This is a genomic window from Streptomyces sp. NPDC055966 (genome assembly GCF_042269865.1).
Lineage (GTDB): Bacteria > Actinomycetota > Actinomycetes > Streptomycetales > Streptomycetaceae > Streptomyces.
The window spans coordinates 205,006-227,656 of the sequence record NZ_JBHJYK010000006.1; the positions used below are offsets into that span (position 1 = coordinate 205,006).

Below are 22,651 nucleotides of genomic sequence, written 5' to 3' on the forward strand. Positions count from 1 at the left end.
TGTAGTGATACGTAAGTCATACGTAACCGCCTCGCAACCCCCTCATACCCACCGCGCCCGCCGGCCTCCCCGCCCCGGGGCGGGCGGCGTCGTCATCCGTCCGGCGGGGCCCGCGGTGCTTCGGATACCCCCTCCCCGTACGATGGCTGCGATGCACAGCACCGGACCGCACGCCCCGCGCCCGCCCCAGCGGCGGCGGCGCGTGCTGCTCGTGTTGTCCGTGCTGGTGGGGTTGTTGGGGATGCACGCGCTGGGGCCCGCCGGGGGTGCGGGGCACGCGGAGCACGGCCGGAGTGTCCATGCCGTCGCGCTCACCGCCTCTGACGCGTGTGCCGGCGATGACGGGCACTGCGGTGGCGGCCTCATGCATCACGCCGACCCCACCTGCGCCTCGGGCGCGGTGACCGGCGGGCCGCAGATGCCGGCCCTGGTCCCCGACCCCGTGGCCGCCCCTGCCGCGGATGTCCGCCCGCACTCCCGCGCGGCGGCGCGGTCGGAAGGCGCCCGCGCCCCGCCCTCCCTGGCCGAACTCCAGCTCCTGCGGATATAGGACGCCCCGTCGGCCGTGGCGCCCGCCCCTGCCTGGCGGAGCCCCCGGTCGCGCTCACCCGTGTCCCATATCCCTTGAGAACCACAGGAGTTCCCGCATGACCACCCGTATTCCCACGCGCCGCGCCGCCCAGGTCGCCGTCGCCGCGGCCGCCGCCCTCGTCCTCGCCGCCTGCGGTGGCGGCAGCGACGGCAGCGCCGCCCACGACACCTCCGCCGCCCCCGGCGCGACCGCCTCGGCCTCCGCCCACAACGCCCAGGACGTCGCCTTCGCGCAGGGCATGATCCCGCACCACCAGCAGGCCCTGGAGATGGCACGGCTGGCGGCCGGCCGGGCCTCCTCGGCGCAGGTGAAGGACCTCGCCGCCCGCATCGAGAAGGCGCAGGACCCCGAGATCCGCACGATGACCGGCTGGCTCAGGGCCTGGGGCGAGCAGGTGCCGATGGCCGGCATGGACCACTCGGGCCACTCCGGCATGCCCGGGATGACCGGGATGATGAGCGACGGTGACATGGCCGCCCTGAAGAAGAAGCGGGGCACGGACTTCGACACGTCGTTCCTGTCCATGATGGTCGAACACCACCAGGGCGCACTGGAGATGGCCGGCACCGAGAGGACCAGGGGCGCCTACGGTCCTGCCAGGACCATGGCGGACGCCATCGTCACCGGCCAGAGCGCCGAGATCAAGGAGATGAAGAAGCTCCTCGGCAAGAACTGACGCGGGCAGGCGCGCACGGTCACAGCCGCACGATGACCAGCGCCGTGTCGTCGGTGGCACCCCCGGGAGGCAGCAGTTCCAGCAGCACGTGGTCCGCGAGCCTCTCGGGGTCCTCGTCGCGGTGCCGGTCGAGGGAGTCGGCGAGGCGCGCCAGACCGGTGTCGATGTCCTCGCCACGGCGCTCCACGAGTCCGTCGGTGTACAGGACGAGCGTGGCGCCCTCCGTGTACGACGTCCAGGCCTGCGGCCGGGGGAACGGGTCGGGGCGGGCGTCGAGCGGCGGGTCGGTGGCCTGGTCGAGGAACTCCACCCCGCCTTCGGGGCGGATCAGGACGGGCGGTGGATGACCCGCGCTGCTGTAGCTGATCGTGTGGTGGTCGAAGTCGATGAACGTCGAGACGGCGGTCGCCGACTCGGCGCCGTCGACGACGTGCGCGTACAGCCCCAGGACGTTCAGGGCCTCGCCCGGCCCCACGGCGACCCGGGAGGCCGCGCTCAGCGCGCTGCGCAGCTGGCCCATGACCCCGGCGGCCTCCAGCCCGTGCCCGACCACGTCGCCCACGGCCACGGCCATGCGGTGGCCGCCCACCAGGTCGACGATGTCGTACCAGTCCCCGCACACGTTCAGCGCGCCGACCGCCGGCCGGTAGCGCACGGCGGCGTGATGGCGGCCGACCTGCCGGCGGGCGGGCAGCATCGCCTTCTGCAGGGCGAGCGCCACCTCGCGCTCGCGGGCGTGGGCCTGGCGCAGCCGCTCGTTGACCTCCTGGAGTTCACGGGCGCGCGTGTACAGCTCGGCCTCCAGGACGCGGGCCCGGCTGCCGGTGGGACCGCCGCGGGCCCGGATCAGCTCGGTGACCTCCTCGACCCGGTGCACGAGCAGCCTCACCTTCCCGTCCGCGTCGAGCACCGGCGCGTTGACCGGGCTCCAGTAGCGCTCCTCCCACTCCCCGGGCCGCTCGGGGTCCTCGACGTCGTACCGCTGGAGGGCCATGGCGTCACGCTCGCCGGTGGCGGCGACCCGGGCCAGCGAGGCGCCCAGGCTGCGCATGCCCGACGCGCCGTCGTTCTCCGGGTTGTCCGGGAAGACGTCGAAGAGGTGCCGCCCCACCACCTGCTCACGGGTACGCCCGGCCATGCGCAGGAACTCCACGTTGGCGTCCACGTAGACCAGCTCGGGCGTCAGCAGCGCCACCATGCCCGGCAGCGCCTGGAACACCGCCGCGTAGTCGATGGCCGTGTCGTCCATGGCTGCCGCCCATCCGCCGGATCGCACCCGTTCCCGTCGAGTACTTCGCCCGTCCGTGTCCCTCTGTCTCCGTGTCCCTCTGTCATACGACGGACACGGGCGCCGCGCACGTCAGGCCGGTGGCTCCGTCAGGTTCTGCTCGGCCCAGATGACCTTCCCGTCGGGCACGAAGCGGGTTCCCCAGCGCTCGGTGACCTGGGAGACCAGCAGCAGCCCGCGGCCCCCCTCGTCCGTGGTGCGCGGATGGCGCAGATGGGGTGCGGTGGCACCGCCGTCGGAGACCTCGCAGATCAGCGACCGGTTCCTGATCAGCCGCAGCTGGATCGGGCCCTGTGCGTGCCGCATGGCGTTGGTGACCAGCTCGCTCACGATCAGTTCGGTGGTGAAGGCGAGCTCCTCCAGCCCCCACTCGTCCAACTGCCGGGCGGCCTCCTTGCGGGCGTCGGCGACCATGGCCGGATCGGCGGGCAGGTCCCAGTCGGCGACCCGGTCGGCGCCGAGCAGCCTGGTCCGGGCCATCAGCAGGACCACGTCGTCGCGGGGCCGGTCCGGCACCAGGGCGTCGACCACGTCCCGACAGCGCAGCTCCAGCGAGGACGCGGGCCGGGCCAGGGCGGTGCGCAGCCGGTCGCGGTCCGTGTCGTCGTCCGTCCCGCCGCCGTCCCGGTGGGCCAGCAGTCCGTCGGTGTGCAGGGCCAGCGTGCTGCCCTCGGCCAGGGCCAGCTCGACCGACTCGAAGGGCGGGCCGCCCACCCCGAGCGGTGGGCCCTGCGGGACGTCGACGCGGACGACGGTCGAGTCGGGCAGGACGACGACGGGCGCGGGATGGTCCGCGGCGGCCATCGTGCACTGTCCGTCGACGGGGTCGTAGACGACGTACACGCACCCCGGCCCCACCGCCTGGGCGCCGACGTCCTGCGCGGCCGAGGAGCGCTGCCCCTCCTCGCGGACCGTGCGCGCGACGACGTCGTCGAGGTGCGCGAGGACCTCCTCGGGCGGCAGGTCCAGCGCGGCGAGGGTGCGTACGGCGGTGCGCAGCCGGCCCATGTCCGCGGCGGCGTCGATCCCGTGCCCCGGAACCTCGCCCACGACCAGGGCCACGCGCGCGCCGGACAGCTGGATCAGGTCGTACCAGTCGCCGCCCAGGCCGGTCAGCTCGTCGGCCGGCCGGTAGCAGGCGGCCACCTCCACGGCGTCCTGCTCGGGCAGCCGGCGCGGCAGCAGACTGCGCTGGAGGACCAGCGCGGCGTCCCGCTCGCGGGTGTAGCGCCGGGCGTTGTCCACGCAGACCGCCGCCCGGGACACCAGGTCCTCGGCGAGGCTGAGGTCGTCCGCGTCGAAGGGCTCCTGACGCCGGCGCCGGAAGAACGACGTGACGCCCAGCGTGACACCGCGCGCGCGGACCGGCACGATCATCACGCTGTGCAGGCCTCGCTCCAGGAAGGTCGCCCGGCGGCCGCCCGGGATGTCCGCGGCCCACTCCTCGCCCAGCGGGTCGAGCCGCTCCTCGCGCCAGGAGGAGCCCGTGGTCAGACAGTGGACCGGCGGTGATCCCCCGAGGTAGGCGGCCACCTGGCCGATCCCGACGACGGCCTCCGGCACCCCCGGGTTCACCGACTGGTGCCCGGCCCGCCGCAGCGGCACCTCGCCGGTGCCGTACAGCGGCCCCGGCTCCGGCTCCGCGCCGCGCAGCACGGAGTCCAGCAGGTCCACGCAGACGAAGTCGGCGAAGTCCTGCACGGCCACGTTGGCCAGTTCCTGCGCGGTCCGCACGATGTCCAGGGTGCGGCCGATCTGCTCGCCGGCCCGGTCGAGCAGGGCCAGGCGCTGCCGGGCACGGTGCCGCTCGGTGATGTCGACGACCGTGTAGTACACGCCCATCGGATGACCCCGGTCGTCCTCCAGACGGGTGAACGACATCATGTACGCCGTCTCCCGCAGGGGCGTGGAGCGCACCCGGCCCAGGTGCTCGTACCCGACCACCGGCCGCCCGGTCGCCAGCACGTACCGCATCTGCGTCTCGATGCTCGCGGCGTCGATGCCCGGCTGGATCTGCGCCAGGCGCCGCCCGAGCCGCTCCCGCGGCGGGCCGCCGCCGAACTGCTCCAGGGCCGCGTTCGACCAGACGCACCGCAGATCGGTGTCCACGATCGCTATGCCGACGGGGGAGTCGGTCACCATCTGCTCCAGCACCGCACGGCTCATGTCCCAGCCGCGCGCCCCGGACATGTCGCAGAGCAGGACCAGCCAGTGCGCCGCGCCGCCGGGCTCCATCGCCGGGGTGATCCGGACCATCACGCGGACCGGCCGTCCGTCCTTGCGCCGTGCGGTCAGCAGCCCCGCCCAGCCGCCGTTCCTGCGGCACTGCTCGCCCAGCTCGGGCACCCGCGCCGCGTCCTCGGCGGACAGGAGGCCGGTCACCGTGGTGCCCACCACCTCGGCGGCCGTGTACGCCAGCAGCCGCTCGGCATCGCGGGTCCAGCTCGTCACCACGCCCTGTGCGTCGAGCAGGAGGGGCGCGGCGTCGGCCACGTCGAACCACGGTCGGGCGACGTCCTGCTTCTCGTGCATGCCCACGGCCGACCTCTCTGTCGCTGAGAGTGGTCTACCCGTCCACGACTCAATCTTCACTCTTCGGGCATCGGACACGGCACGCGAACGAGCGGGGGCGGCCGCGAACGGCCGCCCCCCCACGACGTCACTCCGACGTCACGAAGCCAGGACCCGCTTCAGCGCCGCCAGCGCGGAGCGCAGCTCCTGCGCCGTGATGGTCAGCGGGGGCGCCAGCCGGATGGTGGAGCCGTGGGTGTCCTTCACCAGGATCCCCTCCCGCATCAGCCGTTCGCTGATCTCGCGGCCGGTGCCGATCGCCGGGTCGATGTCGACGCCCGCCCACAGCCCGCGCGCCCGGAAGCCGACCACGCCGTTGCCCGCCAGCTCGGCCAGTCCGTCCCGCAGGACCACGCCCAGCTCGGCGGCCCGGCGCTGGAACTCGCCGGTCTTCAGCAGGTCGATCACGGCCGTGCCGACCGCCGCCGCGAGCGGGTTGCCGCCGAACGTCGAGCCGTGCTCGCCCGGGTGCAGCACCCCCAGCACCTCGCGCCGGGCCACCACGGCCGACACCGGCACGATGCCGCCGCCGAGCGCCTTGCCGAGCAGCAGCATGTCCGGCACGACGTCCTCGTGCTCGACGGCGAAGGTGCGGCCGGTGCGGCCGAGGCCCGACTGGATCTCGTCCGCGATGAACAGACAGCCCTCGCGCCGGGTCAGCTCGCGCACCCCGGCGAGATAGCCCGGGGAGGGGATGACGACCCCGGCCTCGCCCTGGATGGGCTCGATCAGCACCGCCGCCGTCGTCTCGTCGACGGCCTCCTCCAGCGCGGCCAGGTCGTCGTACGGCACGATCCGGAAGCCGGGCGTGAACGGGCCGAAGCCGCTGCGGGCCGTCTCGTCGGTGGAGAAGCTGACGATGGTCGTCGTACGGCCGTGGAAGTTCTCCGCCGCGACGACGATCGTCGCCTGCCCGTCCGGGACGCCCTTGACGTCGTAGGCCCACTTGCGGGCCACCTTGACGGCGCTCTCCACGGCCTCCGCGCCGGTGTTCATCGGCAGCACCATGTCGAGGCCGGTCAGCTCCGCGAGCCGCTCGGCGAACCCGGCGAGCCGGTCGTTGTGGAAGGCGCGGGAGGTCAGGGTGAGCTGGTCGAGCTGGCGGTGCGCGGCCTCGATCAGCGCCGGGTGGCGGTGGCCGAAGTTCAGGGCCGAGTAGCCGGCGAGCATGTCGAGATAGCGCCGTCCCTCGACGTCCTCGACCCAGGTGCCCTCGGCCCGGGCGACGACCACGGGCAGCGGGTGGTAGTTGTGCGCGACGACCGGCTCCTCCGCACGGATCAGGTCGGCGGCCGTACGCGTCGGCGCGGATACACGGGTGGGCGCGGTCATCAGCGGATCTCCTGGGTGCAGCACTTGATGCCACCGCCGGCCTTGTGGAACTCCGACAGGTCGACGGGGACGGGGACATAGCCGTGGCCGGCGAGGTTCTCGGCCAGGGCCTCGGCCTGGGGGGCGATGAAGACGTTGCGGCCGTCGGACACGGAGTTCAGGCCGAACGCGAGGGCGTCGTCGCGGGTGGCCAGCACCGCGTCCGGGTACAGCCGCCGCAGCACCTCGCGGCTGCCCGCCGAGAACGCCTCGGGGTAGTAGCAGATGTTGTCGTCGTCGAGGACGAACAGCGCGGTGTCCAGGTGGTAGAAGTACGGGTCCACCAGGGTCAGGCCGATCACCGGGTGGCCGAGGAACTCCTGGGCCTCCCGGTGCGCCTCGCGGGTGGTGCGGAACCCGGTGCCGGCCAGCACGTACCGGCCCGTCCACACCAGGTCGCCCTCTCCCTCGGTCACGGCCTCGGGGCGGTAGACGTCGTAGCCGGCCGCCTTGAACCAGGTGTCGTAGTGCGCGGACTCGGGGCGCCGCTCGGGCGCGTGGAACAGGGAGCCGAAGACGCGGCCCCCGACCACGCACGCCGCGTTGGCGGCGAAGACCATGTCCGGCAGGCCGGGCACCGGCTCGACCGCGTCGACGGTGTGACCGAGGCTGCGGTAGGCGCGGATCAGCTCCTGCCACTGCTCCTGGGCGAGGTCCACGTCGACGGGCCGGTCGGGATGCATCCACGGATTGATCGCGTACTGGACGGCGAAGTGTCTGGGTTCGCAGACGAGGAAGCGCCGGGAGCGCGGCACACGGCTTTCGGGCACAGAGGGTCTCCTCCGGTTCCTGTGTGTCACTGAGGGGTGTCACAACGGTAGAAACGGAGATCCACGGTCGACAAGTGCGAAGAGCTGCGCGCATACGCAGCATCGATGCGTTCTCGTCGGTATTCACGCACGAGTGCTGCGCATAATCCTGGTCACTCCGGTCCGTCCGGAGCCGCCTGGGTGGCGCCCGCCTCCGGGCTCTCCGGGAGGAGGTGGGACAGCACCATCACGCTGATCGTCTTCCGGATGAACGGCTCGGTGCGGATCCGCTCCAGCACCTCCTCGAAGTGCTCCACGTCCCGCGCCCGGACATGCAGCAGCGCGTCCGCGGCGCCGGTCACCGTCATGGCCGCGGTGATCTCCGGATAGGCCCGGACGACCTCCGCCAGCCGCCGGGGCGGCGCCGCGCCCTCGCAGTACACCTCGACGTACGCCTCGGTGCGCCAGCCCAGCGCGGACGGCTGCACGGTGGCCGTGAACCCGGTGATCACCCCGGTCTCCCGCAGCCGGTCCACGCGCCGCTTGACCGCGGTGGCCGACAGCCCCACGTCCGCGCCGATCTCGGCGAAGCTGGTCCGGGCGTTCGCCATCAGCGCGGTGATGATCTTGCGGTCGAGGTCGTCGAAGGAGGCGGTCCTGCTGTTCATGCGGGCACTGTAATCAGCCGCGCCGCACGGAGCCGGCCTAGGACTGCGTGACGACCATGGCGAGCGTCAGCAGGCCCAGCACGACCCAGCCGAACCACAGCCAGCCGTTGCTGCCGAGCGCGACCGTGTACGCGGTCACGACGACGAGCCCGCCGACCGTGAGAGCCCCCATCGCCTTGGTGGAACCGTTCATGGAACCGGGCATCGCGACACCCTTCTCTTGGTCCGTCCTCGACCATGGTGCCTCGAAACCCGGTTCGACGGGACCGGACAGGCGCTAGCTCTTGCGGGTGTTCAGCGAGGCCAGGTAGGCGTTGTACGCCGCCAGTTCCTTGTCGCCGTCGCGGTCCGCGAGGCGGTCCATGCGCTTGGCCTGGCGCTGTTCCGAGCGGTACCACTGGAAGAGCAGCGCGATCAGCACCAGCACCGACGGGATCTCGCTGAACGCCCAGGCGATGCCGCCGGCCGCGTTCTGGTCGGAGAGCGCGTCGACGCCGAGCGAGGCGGCCGGGTGCTCGAAGGTGCTCACCATCGGCTGCGACGCCATCATCAACGCGATGCCGAAGAACGCGTGGAACGGCATCCCCGCGAACAGCTCCAGCATCCGCATCACGTAACCCGGCCGGTGCGGACCCGGGTCCACGCCCATGATCGGCCAGAAGAACACCATGCCCACGGCGAAGAAGTGCACCATCATCCCGATGTGACCGGCCTTCGACCCCATCAGGGTGTCGAAGAGCGGGGTGAAGTACAGCACGTACAGGCTCGCGATGAACATCGGGATCGTGAACGCCGGATGCGTGACGATCCGCATGTAGCGGCTGTGCAGCAGCATCAGCAGCAGCTCGCGCGGCCCCTTGCGGCCCTTGCCGGCCACGGGCAGCGCGCGCAGCGCCAGCGTGACCGGGGCGCCGAGCAGGATCAGGATCGGCGACAGCATGCTGATGATCATGTGCTGCACCATGTGCACGCTGAACATGACCATGCCGTAGTCGTTCAGCTTGGTGCACATCACCAGCACGACCGTCAGCACACCGACGACGTACGCCGCCGTACGGCCGGCGGACCACTGGTCCCCGCGCCGGCGCAGCCGTACGACACCCCAGCCGTACAGGCCGAGCCCGAGCAGGCAGGCGACGAGGAAGAACGGGTCCGCGGACCACTGAAGCCCCCGTCCCAGCGTGAACGGCGGCAGATCCATCATCATGCCGTGCCCGCTGTGGTCCATCCTGCGGCTCCTGATTCGTGGGGGTTGTACGAGTTGTCCGCCCCAAGACTAGAACCGCCCCCGGTCACGGCTGTGACCGGGGGCGCCTCGTTCTCGGGTGAACTACGGAACGCGGCTGGGCTACAGGACGCACTCCGCCTCGTCGTACCGCGCCACCGGCACGGTCTTCAGCGTCTCCACGGCCTCCGCCAGCGACACCATCACGATGTCGGTCCCGCGCAGGGCCGTCATCCGGCCGAACTCGCCCCGGTGCACGGCCTCCACCGCATGCCAGCCGAAGCGCGTGGCGAGCACCCGGTCGTACGCCGTCGGCGTGCCGCCGCGCTGGACGTGCCCGAGGATGACCGGCCGGGCCTCCTTGCCGAGCCGGTGCTCCAGCTCGACCGACAGCTGCCGGGCGATGCCGGCGAAGCGCTCGTGGCCGTAGATGTCCTTGCCGCCCTCGTCGAACTCCATCGAGCCGGCCCGGGGCTTGGCGCCCTCCGCCGCGACGACGATGGCGAACCGCTTGCCCGCCTCGAACCGCGCGCCGACCTTCCGCGTCAACTCGTCGATGTCGAAGGGCCGTTCCGGAACGACGACGGCGTGGGCGCCGGCCGCCATGCCGGAGTGCAGCGCGATCCAGCCGGTGTGCCGGCCCATGACCTCCACGATCAGCACGCGCTGGTGCGACTCGGCGGTGGTCTTCAGCCGGTCCAGCGCCTCGGTGGCCACGGTGACGGCCGTGTCGAAGCCGAAGGTGACGTCCGTGACGGCGATGTCGTTGTCGATCGTCTTGGGCACGCCCACGATCGGCAGTCCGCTGTCCGACAGCAGCCGGGCCGCCTTCAGCGTGCCCTCACCGCCGATCGGGATGATCGCGTCCAGGCCGAGCTCCTCGACATGGCCCTTCGCCCGCTCCACGCCGTCGCGCAGATGCTCGGGGCGGACCCGGGAGGAGCCGAGGATCGTGCCGCCGAGGGCGAGGATGCCGCCCACGGCGTCGAGGTCGAGCTTCGTGTAGTCGCACTCCAGGAGGCCCTTCCAGCCGTCCCGGAAACCGATGACCTCGTCGCCGTGGTCGGCGACGGCACGGTGCACGACGGACCGGATGACGGCGTTCAGGCCGGGGCAGTCGCCGCCTGACGTGAGGACACCAATGCGCATAGCCCGAAATACCTTCTCCACGTGGGCCGGGAAACCGGACCACGTCGTCCGGCGGATTCCCGGCCAGCCTACCGGCGTGCGGGGGTCGCTCCGTAGCGGGCGTCCGCCTGCTGGACGCGCCCGCGCATATGAGCGGACGGTCCGTCAGGCGGGCCCGTCACGGAGTCTGCCGGACCACGCTGAAGGCGTGCTGACGTGTGGCTTACGCCGGCTGCTGAGCGGCCTCGATGCGCTCGCCCCGGAGCGCCTCGTACCAGCGGTCGTCGATCGGCGGCAGGGCGTTGACGTCGAGCGCCAGCTTCAGCAGCAGGTCGGCGATCTGCGGGTTGCGGGCGAGGACGGGGCCGTGCATGTACGTCCCGAAGACGGTCCCGTTGTACGCGCCCTCCGTGCCGTCCCCGGTGCCGTTGCCCTTGCCGATCTGCACCCGGGCGAACGGGCGGGCGTTCGGGCCGACGTGGGTGACGCCCTGGTGGTTCTCGAAGCCGGTCAGCTGGGGCAGGCCGAGCTGCGGGTCGATGTCGCCGAGCACGTCGCCGACGCACCGCTCGCCCTCGCCGCGCACCGAGACCACGTCGAGCAGGCCGAGGCCGGGCTCGCGCTGGCCGAGGTCGTTGATGAACTCGTGCCCGAGGATCTGGTAGCCGGCGCAGACGGAGAACACGATCGCGCCGTTCTGCACCGCCCGCTGCAGATGACCGTCGCGGCGCAGCCGCTCGGCCGCGAGCCGCTGCGGACGGTCCTCGCCGCCGCCGATCAGGTAGATGTCCCCGGAGGTCGGGATCGGCTGGTCGCTGCGCACGTCGAGACGGGCCACGTCCAGGCCGCGTTGCCGGGCCCGGCGCTCCACGACGAGGGCGTTGCCCTGGTCGCCGTAGGTGCTCAGCAGGTCCGGGTAGATCCACACCAGCCGCAGTTGGTTGTCGCTCATGAGGTGATCGCCCTTCGCGGATCAGAGGATCGGAGGATCAGTTGCCGACGCGGCGGCGCAGGTCCTGGAACGCGGTGTAGTTCGCGATGACCTCGATCCGGCCGGGCGGGCACGCCTGTACGGCCTGGTCGAGGGTGTCGCAGACCTGGAAGTGCTGGTTCGCGACCTCCAGACGGACGGCGAGGTCCAGCTTCCGGTCGCCGATCACGAAGATCGGGTGGCCGGTGAGCCGGGTGTAGTCCACGTCCCAGAGCCAGGAGGTGTCGGTGCCGTCGGCGCCGCGGGCGTTCACGGAGAGGATCACCGGCGTGGGCGGCGGGTCGATCAGGGAGAACGTCTCCAGCCAGCCGGCCGGGTTCTTGGCCAGCAGCAGCCGCAGATCACGGTTCAGGAACTGGACGACGTCGTACCGCCCGGCCACGGCCTGCACCTGGTACATCCGCTCCAGGGCGACCTGCGGCGGCACCCCGAAGACGGCGGCCACGGCGGCGGAGCTGGCCGCGTTCGCCTTGTTGGCGCGGCCCGGCAGCTGGAGGTGGATCGGCCAGGCGGACCCGTGCGGGTCCAGCACGTGGTCGCCGGAGAGCGCCCAGGACGGCTGGGGCCGGCGGAAGCCGCACTCGTTGCAGTACCAGTCCTCGCCCGGGCGCTGCATCACGCCACCGCAGGACGGGCAGGACCATGCGTCGTCCTTCCACATCTGCCCGGCGGCGACCCAGACCACGTTCGGCGAGGACGAGGCGGCCCACACCACCAGCGGGTCGTCGCAGTTGGCGACGACGACGGCCTTGGAGCCGGACAGACCCTCGCGCCAGTTCTCGGCGAGCATCCGCGTCTCGGCGGCGCGGTCGAGCTGGTCACGGGAGAGGTTGAGCAGCGCGATGCACTTCGGGCTGGTGTCCCGGGCCACACCGGCCAGGTACTTCTCGTCGACCTCGATGACGCCGAACTTGGCCTCCGAGCCGCCCGCGAGGGCGGAGGTGATGCCGGCCGGCATGTTGGCGCCGAGCGCGTTCGAGACGACCGGGCCCGCGGCGCGCAGCGCCTCGGCGATCAGCCGGGTCGTCGTGGTCTTGCCGTTGGTCGCCGACACCAGGACGACGTCCAGGTTCTGTGCGAGCCGGGCGAGCAGGTCGGGGTCGAGTTTCAGCGCGACCCGGCCACCGATCACCGACCCGCTGCCGCGTCCTGCGGCTCGCGATGCCGCAGCGACCGCCTTTCCCGCGGTCACGGCCAGCTTGGCCCGCGGCGTGAGCGGGTCCGAGTTGCCTGCCATCAGTTCTCGATCCTCCTTGCGTACGCGCCGCGCCTGGGGCCATCCGGCAACGTGGTGTGGACCTCAGCCTATCGAGATCCGTTCGCACACCCGAATCCTGCCCATCCCTGCGCGACGGGCGTGGGTCGAACGAACCGTACCCTTGCGGCCATGCGACACGGTTCCATTGCGGGCGCCCACGGGCGAGTCCGGCCCCTCACCCTGCTCGGCGACGCGGATTTGCGCGAGCCCTGCCAGGACGTCACGGAGTTCGGCCCGGAACTGGCCGACCTCGTGGAGGACTTGTTCGCCACGATGTACGCGGCGCAGGGAGTGGGTCTGGCCGCGAATCAGATCGGGGTGCCTTTGCGGGTGTTCGTCTATGACTGTCCGGATGATGACGATGTGCGGCATCTCGGGCATGTGGTGAACCCCCGCCTGGTGGCGGCGGACGGCATCGTGCTCCGGGGGCCCGAGGGCTGCCTGTCCCTGCCGGGCCTGGAGGCGGGCACCGAGCGGTACGACCACGCCGTGGTCGAGGGCCGCACGGCCCAGGGCGAGCCGGTCACGATCCACGGCACGGGCTTCTTCGCCCGGTGCCTGCAGCACGAGTGCGACCACCTGGAGGGCCGGGTGTACGCGGACCGCGTCGAGGGCTGGCGCAGGCGAAGACTGCTGAGACAGATCTCCCGGGCGCCCTGGAGCCGCTAGACACCGCCTAGAACCCGGGACCGCCGATCCGGTCCCCCGCCGCCGCGAGCCGGCCCCACAGCAGGTCGGCCAGCGAGCGGACCAACTCGGCGCGGGAACACGGTCGTTCCCCGAGCCACCAGTCCCCGGCCGCGTGCATCATCCCGACGATCCCGTGCCCCCACACCCGTGCGAGCTGCTGGCTCCCGGGGCCCAGATCGACCCGCTCCTCGATGACCTGCGCCAGCTCCTCGCCCATCCTGCGCAGCAGCGGCGCGCTGTGCTTGCCGACGTCGAAGCCCTGGTCGCCCCCGGTGCTGCCCTCGGCCGGGTGCATCAGGAACCGGTACACCTGGGGGCGTGCCTCGATCGCGGCGAGGTAGGTGTCCAGCGTGGACTCGACCCGCTCGCGCCGGTCCGCGGGGGCGTCCAGCGCCGCCCGCAGGGAGGCGAGCAGCGCGTCCGTGTGCCGCTTGGCGAGCGCCGCGTAGAGCCCGCCCTTGTCGCCGAAGTGGCGGTAAAGGATCGGCTTCGTGATGCCGGCCTCCGCCGCGATCGCGTTCATCGACGCCTGCGGGCCGTCGCGGAGCACCACCCGGTCCGCGGCCTCCAGCAGCTCACGCCGTCTGCGGTCGGCGGACCGCTGCTGCTCGGTCCGCTGTGTGGTGTCCATGTGCTCTCCCCACCCGTGCTGATTCGGTGACGCCTGCGCAAACTAACACTGACTGTGCTCCTGACATCGAACGGGATGCCGAGGAGCCGTCGACGGTTGACTTTTCCTACCCGTCGGTAACAGACTCGGGTTACCGCAAGTAACATCGCACTGCCGCCGCTGGAGGGGACATGGCCGAGTTCACCATGGAGCTGAACGACGAACAGAAGGAAGTCCGGGACTGGCTCCATGGCTTCGCCGCCGACGTGATCCGCCCCGCCGCCGCCGAGTGGGACGAGCGCGAGGAGACTCCCTGGCCGGTGATCCAGGAGGCGGCGAAGGTCGGCATCTACTCCCTCGACTTCTACGCGCAGCAGTACTTCGACTCCACCGGGCTCGGTATCCCGATGGCGATGGAGGAGCTGTTCTGGGGCGACGCGGGCATCGCCCTCTCCATTGTGGGCACCGGCCTCGCCGCCGTGGGCGTTCTCGCCAACGGAACCGAGGAACAGATCGGCACCTGGATCCCGCAGATGTACGGCGACCAGAACGACGTCAAGGTGGCCGCGTTCTGCTCCTCAGAGCCCGACGCCGGCTCCGACGTGGCCTCCATGCGCACGCGTGCCGTGTACGACGAGGCGAAGGACGAGTGGGTGATCAACGGCACGAAGACCTGGGCGACCAACGGCGGCATCGCCAACGTCCACGTCGTCGTCGCCAGCGTCGACCCGGAGCTGGGCTCCAAGGGCCACGCCTCCTTCATCGTCCCGCCCGGCACGGAGGGCCTCTCCCAGGGCCAGAAGTTCAAGAAGCACGGCATCCGCGCCTCGCACACCGCCGAGGTCGTCCTCGACGCCGTCCGTGTCCCCGGCTCCTGTCTGCTGGGCGGCAAGGAGAAGCTCGACGAGCGCCTCGCCCGGGCCCGCGAGAAGGCGAAGGCGGGCGGCGGGGAGCGCGTGAAGAACGCGGCGATGGCGACGTTCGAGGCGTCCCGGCCCGCCGTGGGAGCCATGGCGGTCGGCACGGCCCGTGCCGCGTACGAGGTCGCTCTCGACTACGCCAAGACCCGCCAGCAGTTCGGGCGGCCGATCATCGACAACCAGGGCGTCGCCTTCCAGCTGGCGGACATGCGGACGCAGATCGACGCCGCCCGGCTGCTGGTGTGGCGGGCGTCGTGGATGGCGGTCAACGGCAAGCCGTTCACCGCCGCCGAGGGGTCCATGTCGAAGCTGTTCGCCAGCGAGACGGCCAAGAAGGTCACGGCCCAGGCGATCCAGATCCTCGGCGGCAACGGCTACACCAGGGAGTACCCCGTCGAGCGCATGCACAGGGACTCCGCCATCTACACCATCTTCGAGGGGACGAGCGAGATCCAGCGACTGGTGATCTCCCGCACCCTCGCGGGCATGCCCATCCGCTAACGGTGCCGGAGCGGCGTCAGCTGTTCGATGTCGTACTTGGCCCGCAGTGCCTCGATCGCCTCCTGGTCCGGCGGGCCGCCGTTGCCCAGGATCTCCAGCAGCTCCTCGAAGTAGCGCTCGTGATCCGGCGGGGGACTCGCCTGGAAGAACATCTTCGCCGGGGTGTCCGTCGGGTTCGCGAACGCGTGCGGGCACCCCGGTGGCACGACGATCACCGTGCCCGGGGTCGCCCGTACCACCCGGCTGCCCGAACTCGACTCCCACTTCTTCCAGTTGTCGGGGGTGCGGATGCGGGGCTCGAAGGCGAGGACGTCGAGTTCGCCCTCCAGGACGTAGAACAGCTCCTCGCTGCGGGTGTGCACATGCGCACCCACGTCGAAGCCCGGCGGGACCTCCACCTCGAAGGTGGAGGCCATCCGCGAATGCGTGCCGGTGACCTTGAACGTGACACGCTGGGCCGGTGTCTCGACGACACGGCCGTGGCCCGGCGGCACGTACAGTCCCTCAGCCCAGGTCATCCGGCCCTCACCAGGTCACCGGAACGGCCTCGGGACCCCGGATCAGCGCACCCTTCTTGAAGGGCACCTGGTCCGGCGGTACGGCGAGGCGCAGGCCGGGCACCCGGTCCAGCAGGGTGTCCACCAGCAGTTCCTCCTCCAGCCGGGCCAGCTGGCCGCCCGGGCAGTAGTGCGGGCCGAAGCCGAAGGAGACATGCGGGTTGGGGCTGCGCGAGAAGTCGATGGTCTCCGGGTCGGGGAAGACCTCCGGGTCGCGGTTCGCGGCCAGGTAGGAGACGTACACCGGGTCGCCCGCGCGGATCCGCACGCCCCGGATCTCCACGTCCACCATGGCGATGCGGGACAGGCCGACCGCGTTGCGGTGCGGGATGTAGCGCAGGAGCTCGTCGATCGCCCGCGGGCGGATCTCCGGGCGTTCGCGCAGCAGGTGCACCAGGTCGGGGCGGGTCAGCAGCAGGTAGAACATCTGCCCGCTGTTGTTGGTGACCGCCTCGCCGCCGATCTGGAGCAGCACGGCGAGCCCGACGGCCTCGCCCAGCGTCACCTCGCGCCGGCCCACCGCGGCGCCGAGCAGCGAGGTGACGTCCTCGGCCGTGCTGTTCTCGCGCAGCCCGATCAGGTCGGAGAAGTACGCGGCCATCTCCCGCTTGGCCTTCTCGCTGACCTCCTTGCCGTGCGAGGAGGACAGGATGAGCTGCGTCCAGGTGTGCATGACGTGCCGGTCGGCGGCCGGGACGCCCATCATCTCGCAGATCACCCCGATCGGGAACGGGCTGAGGATCCTGGCCGTCAGATCCGCGGGCGGGCCGTCCTGGAGGAGTTCGTCGACCAGCTCGTCCAGCATGGTCTGCGCCTGCTCCCGGACCCGTTCCACGCCCTTCGCGGTGAACGCGGCCGCCACCGAGCGGCGCAGCCGGGTGTGGTCGGGCGGGTCGAGGAAGCCGACCGCGCCCGGGTCCGGGATGAAGTGCGGGGCGAGCCGGGTGACCGGCTGGTCCATGACCGCCTCGCGGCTGAAGCGGGCGTCGTTGGTCACCATGCGCACGTCGTCGTACCGGGTGACCAGCCAGGCCCAGCCCTCGCCGTTGGGCAGTTGGATGCGGGTGACCGGCCCCTCGCGCATCAGCTCTCTGAGCACCGGGTCGAAGTCCGTCCCGGTCAGATCGAGCGCCGGCCAGTGCCGGATCGGGGGCAGGGTCTCGGTGAGCGTTTCTTCCGTCATGCCGTACTCATGCCGTTTCTCGGTCGGAGCCGCGCCAGCGGCCCAGCGCCATTTCCGCGGTGATGCCGGGCCCGAACCCGGCCAGCAGCCCGCGCGCCCGGTGCTCGGTGCCGCCCTCGTCGAACATCCGGCGCAGCGCGTCCAGCACGACGGCGGAGGCGATGTTGCCGTACTCGGTGAGCGTGGACCGGCTGAACCGGAACGCGTGCGGGTCGACCTGGAGGAACTTGCTCAGGTCGTCGAGGATGCGCGGCCCCCCGGCATGGACGATGTAGAAGTCCAGGTCGGACGCGTCCCAGCCGTGCAGGCCCGCGAGGTCCTGGAGCGCCGGGGCGAGCGGCTCCATGGTGGCCGGCACCCGCTTGTCGAGCAGGAAGTGGAATCCGGTCGCGCGGACGTCGTACATGATCCATTCTTCGGTCTTCGGGATCAGGTACGAGCCGTTGCGTTCCAGCTCGATGCCGGTACCACCCCTGCCGCGCACCACGGCGGCGGCTATGCCGTCACCGAACAGGCCGTTGGAGAGGAGCGAGCCGACGCCGAGGTCGGTGGGCTGGTAGCACAGCGAGCAGAACTCGCAGGCCACGATCAGGGCGTTGGCCTTGGGGTAGGCCGAGCAGAAGTCGTGGGCCCGGTTGATCGCCGCACCACCGGCCGCGCAGCCCAGCTGGGCTATGGGGAGCTGCCGCGTCGTGGGGTCGAAGTCCATCTCGTTGATCAGCCACGCCGTGAGCGAGGGCATCATGAAGCCCGTGCACGAGACGTAGATGATCACGTCGATGTCGCTGGTGAGGAGTTCCGCGTCGTCGAGCGCCCGCTGGATCACCGCGGGGACCCTGGCCTTGGCCTCGGCCTCGTAGAGCTTGTTGCGCTCCTCGAAGCCGGGGTGCTTCAGGGTCTCCTCGATGGGCTGCACGATGTGCCGGGTCTTGACGCCCGTGTTCTCGATCAGCCGCAGGGCGAGCGGGAGTTGTGGGTGGTCCGCGTGACGGGAGCGCGCCAGCTCCAGCGTCTCCTCCATCGTGATCACGTGTTCCGGAACCGACACTGCCGGTCTGCACAAAGTCGCCATGAACCGCGCCTGCTTTCAGCCTTCCGGAAGGCCTTCGCCCGCCGGTCAGAAGGTGGTTCACCTCAGGAGGTGGTCCATCCACGATCACCCGTGGGGGCGGCGATCTCGCGCCGGACTACTCCAGACCGGGGACACCGTGTCAGGGTCTGAGACGAAGCCGCACGTCGCGCGAGGGAGGAAACACCATGACGGACCCGGCCGCAGAGCTGCTCCGGACGACCACCCGGGCACTGGCCCCGGACCCGGCGGCCAACCGCTTCGTCCCGCTCGTGGAGCGCGGCACGGCGCCCCCTGAGGCACTGGCCCGCCTCGCCCTGGAACAGCGATGGGTGATCCCGGCCGACCGCCGCGCCTTCCAGCACCTGGCGAAGCGCGCGGACCCGGCGGCCGCGGCCTACTTCACCACCCTCGCGACGGGCGAGGAACTGGCCGCGGAGCATCTGACGGCCTTCGCCCGGGCCTGCGGCGTGACGGAGGAGCGTGCACGCGCGTACATCCCGCTGCCGGGCTGCCAGGCCTACCCCGCCTACGTCTCCTGGCTCGCCCTCAACGCGTCCCCCACGGACACGGTCCTGGCCCTGACGGCCAACTTCTCGGCCTGGGGCGGCTACTGCGCCCGCATCGCCGACGGTCTGCGCACGCGCTACGGCTTCACGGACGACGCCTGCGCCTTCTTCGACTTCTTCGCGGCACCGGCGCCGGACCTGGACGCACAGGCGAGGGCCGCGGTGCAGGGCGGCCTGGACGAGGGCACGTTGAGCACGGCCGACGCGAACACGTACGGAACGCTGCTGCAAACGTACGAGAGCATGTTCTGGGAATCGCTCGGGCAACCCGCCTGAGCATCCCTACGGCGCCCCGCTGCTGTGCGCGATGCACGCCACGTCGATGCGGTCCGCGAGTTTCGCCAGCTCGATGGTCAGCGCCGCGACCGTGTCCTCGTCCAGCCGCTCCCCGGCCTCCACCAGCCGCAGCCAGCGCCCGCCCACGGTCCGCAACAGCTTGCTCACGTCGGCGGCAGCCACCTGCAGGGTCCCGCGGTCGTCGACGATCAGGGGCAGAGTCACTTCGCGGTTCACAAACGGGATGGTAGCCCCGCGGCCGTCACGCCCCCTGCCAAACCGTGGTGATGTTGCAGAACTCCCGGATTCCGTGCCCGGACAGCTCACGACCGTACCCCGAGCGTTTCTCCCCGCCGAACGGGAACGCGGGGTGAGAGGCGGTCATCCCGTTGACGAACACGGAACCGGCCTCCAGATCGCGGGCGAACCGCTCCACCTCGTCCGCGTCCCGCGTCCACACGTTGGAACTCAGCCCGAACGGCGAGTCGTTGGCGATGAGCAGCGCCTCGTCCAGGTCACCGGCCCGGTACAGCGTGGCCACCGGGCCGAACGCCTCCTCGCGGTGGATGCGCATGTCCCGGTGGATGCCGGCGAGCACGGTCGGCGGGTAGTACCAGCCCGGCCCGTCCGGCCGCTGCCCGCCGCACAGCACCTCGGCGCCGCTGCGCCTCGCGTCGTCGACCAGCTCCTCCAGATCGGCGCGACCCTGCTCGGTGGCGAGGGGGCCGACGTCGGTGTCCTCCGCCAGCGGGTCGCCGATCCTGAGTGCCTCCATGCCCGCGACGAACTTCCCGGCGAAGGCGTCGTAGACGTCGCCGTGCACGATGAACCGCTTGGCGGCGATGCAGGACTGCCCGTTGTTCTGCACGCGCGCGGTCACCGCGACCTCGGCCGCGCGGTCGAGGTCGGCGGACGGCAGCACCACGTACGGGTCGCTGCCGCCCAGTTCCAGCACCGTCTTCTTGACCATCGCGCCGGCGGTGGCGGCGACGGCCCGGCCCGCCGGCTCGCTGCCCGTCAGCGTGGCCGCCTTCACGCGCTCGTCGCGCAGGACGCCGTCCACCGCGCCCGCCCCGATCAGCAGCGTCTGGAAGCAGCCCTCCTTGAACCCCGCCCGGTGGAACAGGTCCTCCAGGTACAGCGCCGTCTGGGGAACGTTGGAGGCGTGCTTGAGCAGGCCCACGTTGCCGGCCATCAGCGCGGGCGCGGCGAACCGGACCACCTGCCACAGGGGGAAGTTCCACGGCATGACCGCGAGCACCGGGCCGAGCGGCCGGTAGCGCACCCGTACCCGGGACGCCCCCGAGTCCGTCACGTCCGACGCGGCGGGCTCCTCGTCGGCCAGCAGCGCCTCGGCGCGCTCGGCGTACCAGCGCATCGCCTTCGCGCACTTGGCGGCCTCCGCGCGTGCCTGCTTGAGGGGTTTGCCCATCTCCAGGGTCATGACCCGGCCGATCTCGGGCTGGTCCTCGTCCAGCAGGTCGGCGGCCTGGTGCATGAGGCGGGCGCGCTCGGCGAACGTGGTCGTCCGGTAGGTGCGGAACGTGGCCTCGGCGAGCTGGAGCCGGCGTTCCAGCTCCTCCTCGCCCATGGGCTCGTACGTCTTGAGCGTCTCGCCGTTCGCCGGGTTCACCGTCGCGATGGGCATGGCTGACCTCCCTGGGAGCGGGCTTGTCTCGACCTTCGCGCGCGGGCGCGGCGTCCGCAACGCGTGCGGCGCCGTTCAGCCCGTGTGTTCGGCCAGCCGGTCGAGAAACGCGGCCTGCGCGGCGATAATCACCGCACGGGCCCGGTCGAGGCCGACCCACTCCACCCGGTCCAGCTCGGGAAACTCCTGCACCCGGCCGGACCTCGGCGGCCACTCCATGGCGAAGCTGCCGGGGCTGAACTCCGACAGATCCGGGTCCGCCGCCACCGCCCACGCCGTGACGATCTTGCCGTTCCTCTGCACCACCTCGCCCAGCGGTACGGCCTCCCCGTCGGGCGGCGCGATCCCCAGCTCCTCCCGGAACTCGCGGCGGGCCGCCTCCCACGCGGGCTCGTCGGCTTCGTACTCGCCCTTGGGGACGGTCCACGCGCCCGCGTCCTTCTTCGCCCACAGGGGGCCACCCATATGGCCTAGCAACACCTGAAGTCCGTCACCGGTGTGCCGGAACAACAGCAGTCCCGCGCTCCGCCTCGTCGCACGCACCGTCATGGTGTGACCTCCGGGTGGGCCGCCAGCAGGGCCTCCACCGTATCGGCCTCCTCGGGGCGTTTGTCCTCGCGGTAGCGGACCACGCGCGCGAAGCGCAGGGTGACGCCGGCCGGGTAGCGGGAGGAGCGCTGGAGGCCGTCGTAGGCGATCTCCACGACGAGTCCGGGGCGGACCCGGACCACCCGGCCGTCGTCGGCGTCGTCGACCGCCAGTTCGCGCAGCCGCTTCGTCTGCCAGGCGAGCATCACGTCCGTCATGCCCTTGAACGTCTTGCCCAGCATCGCGAAGCCGCCGTCGGCGGTGCGCGCGCCCAGGTGCAGGTTCGAGAGCTTGCCGGTGCGACGGCCGTGGCCCCACTCGGCGGCCAGCACCACCAGGTCGAGGGTGTGCACGGGCTTGACCTTCAGCCACGCGGCGCCGCGCCGGCCCGCGCTGTAGGGCGCGTCCAGCGCCTTCACCACCACGCCCTCGTGTCCCCGGGCCAGGGTCTCGGCGAGGAACCGCTCCGCCTCGGCGATGTCCTCGATCCCGGCGGCGACGGTACGGCGCACCCGCATCGGCTCGGGCACCAGCCGCGCCAGCTCCGCGTGCCGCTCGGCGAACGGCAGGTCGAGCAGATCGCGGCCGTCGACCGACAGGACGTCGAAGAAGACGGGCGAGACCGGGACCGCCCCGGCCGCCTTCGCCACGTCGGTCCGGGAGCCGACGCGCCCCGCGGTCTCCTGGAACGAACGAGGGCGGCCGTCGCCGCCGAAGGAGATCACCTCGCCGTCCAGGACGAACCGCTCACCCGCCAACTCCCGTGCGGCCGACGTCACTTCGGGCAACCGGTCGGTGATGTCGTCCAGGGTGCGGGTGTGCACGCGGACCGTGTCGCCGTCCCGGTGGACCTGCACCCGGATGCCGTCCAGCTTCTCCTCCACCGCGCAGGCGCCGAGCTCGCGCACCGCCTCGGCGACCGAGGACGCGCTGCGCGCCAGCATCGGCAGCACCGGTCGGCCGACGGTGAGCCGGAACCGCTCCAGCGCCCCCGGCCCCTCCGCGAGCAGCACCTGGGCGACCGCCTGCACGGACCCCGCCAGCATCACCGCCCGCCGTACGCCGGCCGGATCCGCGCCGGTCGCCCGGGCGAGCCCCTCCACCGCGACCGCGTCCAGTGCGCCCTGCCGGACCTCGCCGGTGAGCAGTCCGCGCAGGAATCCCTGCTCGTCCGCCGTGGCCGCGCCCATCAGCGCGCCGACGATCCGGGCCCGCTCCGCCTGCGCACCCGGCCCGGAGACCGCGCCCAGCTCGGTGAGCCGGGCGTCGGTCTCGCGGACCGTGAGCGTGGGACCGGCGACGGGCGGCACCGGGTGGCTCAGCACCTTCCAGCCGACGCCGAGCCGGCCCTGCGGCAGGCGTCCGGCCAGATACGGGATCACGATCGGCACGTCGTCCGCCGCCGTCTCCCGGAACAGCTCCGCGAGCAGCTCCGTCTTGCGGGACCGCGCCGTCGTCGCGGCGACGTCCCGGGACACCTGGGCGAGCCGGGCCAGCAGCATGCAGCCATGGTGACGCAGAGA

23 protein-coding genes are annotated in these 22,651 nt (G+C 71.8%); 5 read left to right on the forward strand and 18 right to left on the reverse strand.

The window, feature by feature from the left end; translation table 11 throughout:
* Window positions 1-151 precede the first annotated feature (151 nt).
* Together ACFC8N_RS15325 and ACFC8N_RS15330 are read left to right on the forward strand one after the other, a co-directional pair.
* Window positions 152-550, forward strand: a complete 399-nt coding sequence (locus tag ACFC8N_RS15325) for a DUF6153 family protein (RefSeq protein WP_356026970.1) — start codon at window positions 152-154, stop codon at window positions 548-550.
* Between the two features lie 97 nt (window positions 551-647).
* Complete coding sequence (locus ACFC8N_RS15330; RefSeq protein ID WP_356026967.1) at window positions 648-1,268, forward strand: DUF305 domain-containing protein; 621 nt, start codon at window positions 648-650, stop codon at window positions 1,266-1,268.
* Between the two features lie 19 nt (window positions 1,269-1,287).
* Here ACFC8N_RS15330 and ACFC8N_RS15335 read toward each other — a convergent pair whose 3' ends face one another.
* The 10 genes from ACFC8N_RS15335 to ACFC8N_RS15380 form a co-directional block, all read right to left on the reverse strand.
* Window positions 1,288-2,517: a SpoIIE family protein phosphatase gene (locus ACFC8N_RS15335; protein ID WP_356026965.1), complete on the reverse strand. Its 1,230-nt coding sequence runs from the start codon at window positions 2,515-2,517 to the stop codon at window positions 1,288-1,290.
* Between the two features lie 111 nt (window positions 2,518-2,628).
* Window positions 2,629-5,088, reverse strand: a complete 2,460-nt coding sequence (locus ACFC8N_RS15340) for a SpoIIE family protein phosphatase (protein ID WP_376288397.1) — start codon at window positions 5,086-5,088, stop codon at window positions 2,629-2,631.
* 138 nt (window positions 5,089-5,226) lie between these two features.
* On the reverse strand, window positions 5,227-6,459 hold the full coding sequence (rocD, locus tag ACFC8N_RS15345) for an ornithine--oxo-acid transaminase (RefSeq protein ID WP_376288398.1): 1,233 nt from the start codon (window positions 6,457-6,459) through the stop codon (window positions 5,227-5,229).
* Window positions 6,459-7,268, reverse strand: a complete 810-nt coding sequence (gene ddaH, locus ACFC8N_RS15350) for a dimethylargininase (RefSeq protein WP_362820259.1) — start codon at window positions 7,266-7,268, stop codon at window positions 6,459-6,461. The genes rocD and ddaH overlap by 1 nt, the downstream gene beginning before the upstream one ends.
* A 152-nt stretch (window positions 7,269-7,420) precedes the next feature.
* The gene (locus tag ACFC8N_RS15355; RefSeq protein WP_356026958.1) at window positions 7,421-7,915 is read right to left on the reverse strand and encodes an Lrp/AsnC family transcriptional regulator; all 495 of its coding nucleotides are present in this window, start codon (window positions 7,913-7,915) and stop codon (window positions 7,421-7,423) included.
* 37 nt (window positions 7,916-7,952) lie between these two features.
* Window positions 7,953-8,120: a hypothetical protein gene (locus ACFC8N_RS15360; RefSeq protein ID WP_107471099.1), complete on the reverse strand. Its 168-nt coding sequence runs from the start codon at window positions 8,118-8,120 to the stop codon at window positions 7,953-7,955.
* A gap of 72 nt (window positions 8,121-8,192) precedes the next feature.
* Entirely contained in the window at window positions 8,193-9,143 is a 951-nt protein-coding gene (locus tag ACFC8N_RS15365) for a cytochrome c oxidase assembly protein (RefSeq protein WP_376288399.1), read from the reverse strand.
* Window positions 9,144-9,263: 120 nt separating this feature from the next.
* Window positions 9,264-10,289 (reverse strand): 6-phosphofructokinase, encoded by a 1,026-nt coding sequence (locus ACFC8N_RS15370; protein WP_356026950.1) that lies wholly within the window; start codon window positions 10,287-10,289, stop codon window positions 9,264-9,266.
* Window positions 10,290-10,491: 202 nt separating this feature from the next.
* Window positions 10,492-11,220 (reverse strand): glutamine amidotransferase, encoded by a 729-nt coding sequence (locus ACFC8N_RS15375; RefSeq protein WP_356026948.1) that lies wholly within the window; start codon window positions 11,218-11,220, stop codon window positions 10,492-10,494.
* Between the two features lie 37 nt (window positions 11,221-11,257).
* Entirely contained in the window at window positions 11,258-12,496 is a 1,239-nt protein-coding gene (locus ACFC8N_RS15380) for a MurT ligase domain-containing protein (protein ID WP_356026945.1), read from the reverse strand.
* A gap of 150 nt (window positions 12,497-12,646) precedes the next feature.
* Between ACFC8N_RS15380 and def the strand changes: the two genes are divergently transcribed.
* Window positions 12,647-13,186, forward strand: a complete 540-nt coding sequence (gene def / locus ACFC8N_RS15385) for a peptide deformylase (RefSeq protein WP_356026942.1) — start codon at window positions 12,647-12,649, stop codon at window positions 13,184-13,186.
* Between the two features lie 7 nt (window positions 13,187-13,193).
* Here the strand turns inward: def and ACFC8N_RS15390 are convergent, their stop codons facing one another.
* Window positions 13,194-13,838: a TetR family transcriptional regulator gene (locus ACFC8N_RS15390; protein ID WP_071374395.1), complete on the reverse strand. Its 645-nt coding sequence runs from the start codon at window positions 13,836-13,838 to the stop codon at window positions 13,194-13,196.
* 170 nt (window positions 13,839-14,008) lie between these two features.
* On the opposite strand from ACFC8N_RS15390, the gene ACFC8N_RS15395 reads away from it, so the two are divergent.
* On the forward strand, window positions 14,009-15,238 hold the full coding sequence (locus ACFC8N_RS15395) for an acyl-CoA dehydrogenase family protein (RefSeq protein WP_362820258.1): 1,230 nt from the start codon (window positions 14,009-14,011) through the stop codon (window positions 15,236-15,238).
* On the opposite strand, the gene ACFC8N_RS15400 is transcribed toward ACFC8N_RS15395, so the two are convergent.
* From ACFC8N_RS15400 to ACFC8N_RS15410, 3 genes are read right to left on the reverse strand one after another with little or no spacing between them, the layout of a single operon-like run.
* Entirely contained in the window at window positions 15,235-15,756 is a 522-nt protein-coding gene (locus ACFC8N_RS15400; protein ID WP_356026642.1) for a cupin domain-containing protein, read from the reverse strand. The two genes, ACFC8N_RS15395 and ACFC8N_RS15400, sit on opposite strands and share 4 nt — an antisense overlap.
* Window positions 15,757-15,763: 7 nt before the next feature.
* Window positions 15,764-16,978, reverse strand: a complete 1,215-nt coding sequence (locus ACFC8N_RS15405) for a cytochrome P450 (protein ID WP_356026640.1) — start codon at window positions 16,976-16,978, stop codon at window positions 15,764-15,766.
* Between the two features lie 7 nt (window positions 16,979-16,985).
* Window positions 16,986-18,050 carry a type III polyketide synthase gene (locus tag ACFC8N_RS15410; protein WP_356026638.1) on the reverse strand — a complete coding sequence of 355 codons (1,065 nt, stop codon included), beginning with the start codon at window positions 18,048-18,050 and terminating at the stop codon, window positions 16,986-16,988.
* Between the two features lie 185 nt (window positions 18,051-18,235).
* Here ACFC8N_RS15410 and ACFC8N_RS15415 point away from each other — a divergent pair, with 185 nt between their 5' ends.
* Window positions 18,236-18,892 (forward strand): transcriptional regulator, encoded by a 657-nt coding sequence (locus tag ACFC8N_RS15415; RefSeq protein ID WP_376288400.1) that lies wholly within the window; start codon window positions 18,236-18,238, stop codon window positions 18,890-18,892.
* 6 nt (window positions 18,893-18,898) lie between these two features.
* Here ACFC8N_RS15415 and ACFC8N_RS15420 read toward each other — a convergent pair whose 3' ends face one another.
* From ACFC8N_RS15420 to ACFC8N_RS15435, 4 genes are all read right to left on the reverse strand, one after another.
* Window positions 18,899-19,129, reverse strand: a complete 231-nt coding sequence (locus ACFC8N_RS15420) for a DUF6213 family protein (RefSeq protein ID WP_356026634.1) — start codon at window positions 19,127-19,129, stop codon at window positions 18,899-18,901.
* Between the two features lie 25 nt (window positions 19,130-19,154).
* A complete protein-coding gene (locus tag ACFC8N_RS15425; protein WP_356026632.1) occupies window positions 19,155-20,540 on the reverse strand; it encodes an NADP-dependent succinic semialdehyde dehydrogenase in 1,386 nt (461 codons plus the stop codon).
* A 75-nt stretch (window positions 20,541-20,615) separates the two neighbouring features.
* Entirely contained in the window at window positions 20,616-21,089 is a 474-nt protein-coding gene (locus ACFC8N_RS15430; RefSeq protein ID WP_376288401.1) for an NUDIX domain-containing protein, read from the reverse strand.
* Window positions 21,086-22,630, reverse strand: coding sequence for an ATP-dependent DNA ligase (locus ACFC8N_RS15435; protein ID WP_376288402.1), 1,545 nt, complete (start codon window positions 22,628-22,630; stop codon window positions 21,086-21,088). The genes ACFC8N_RS15430 and ACFC8N_RS15435 overlap by 4 nt, the downstream gene beginning before the upstream one ends.
* Window positions 22,631-22,651: the final 21 nt, after the last annotated feature.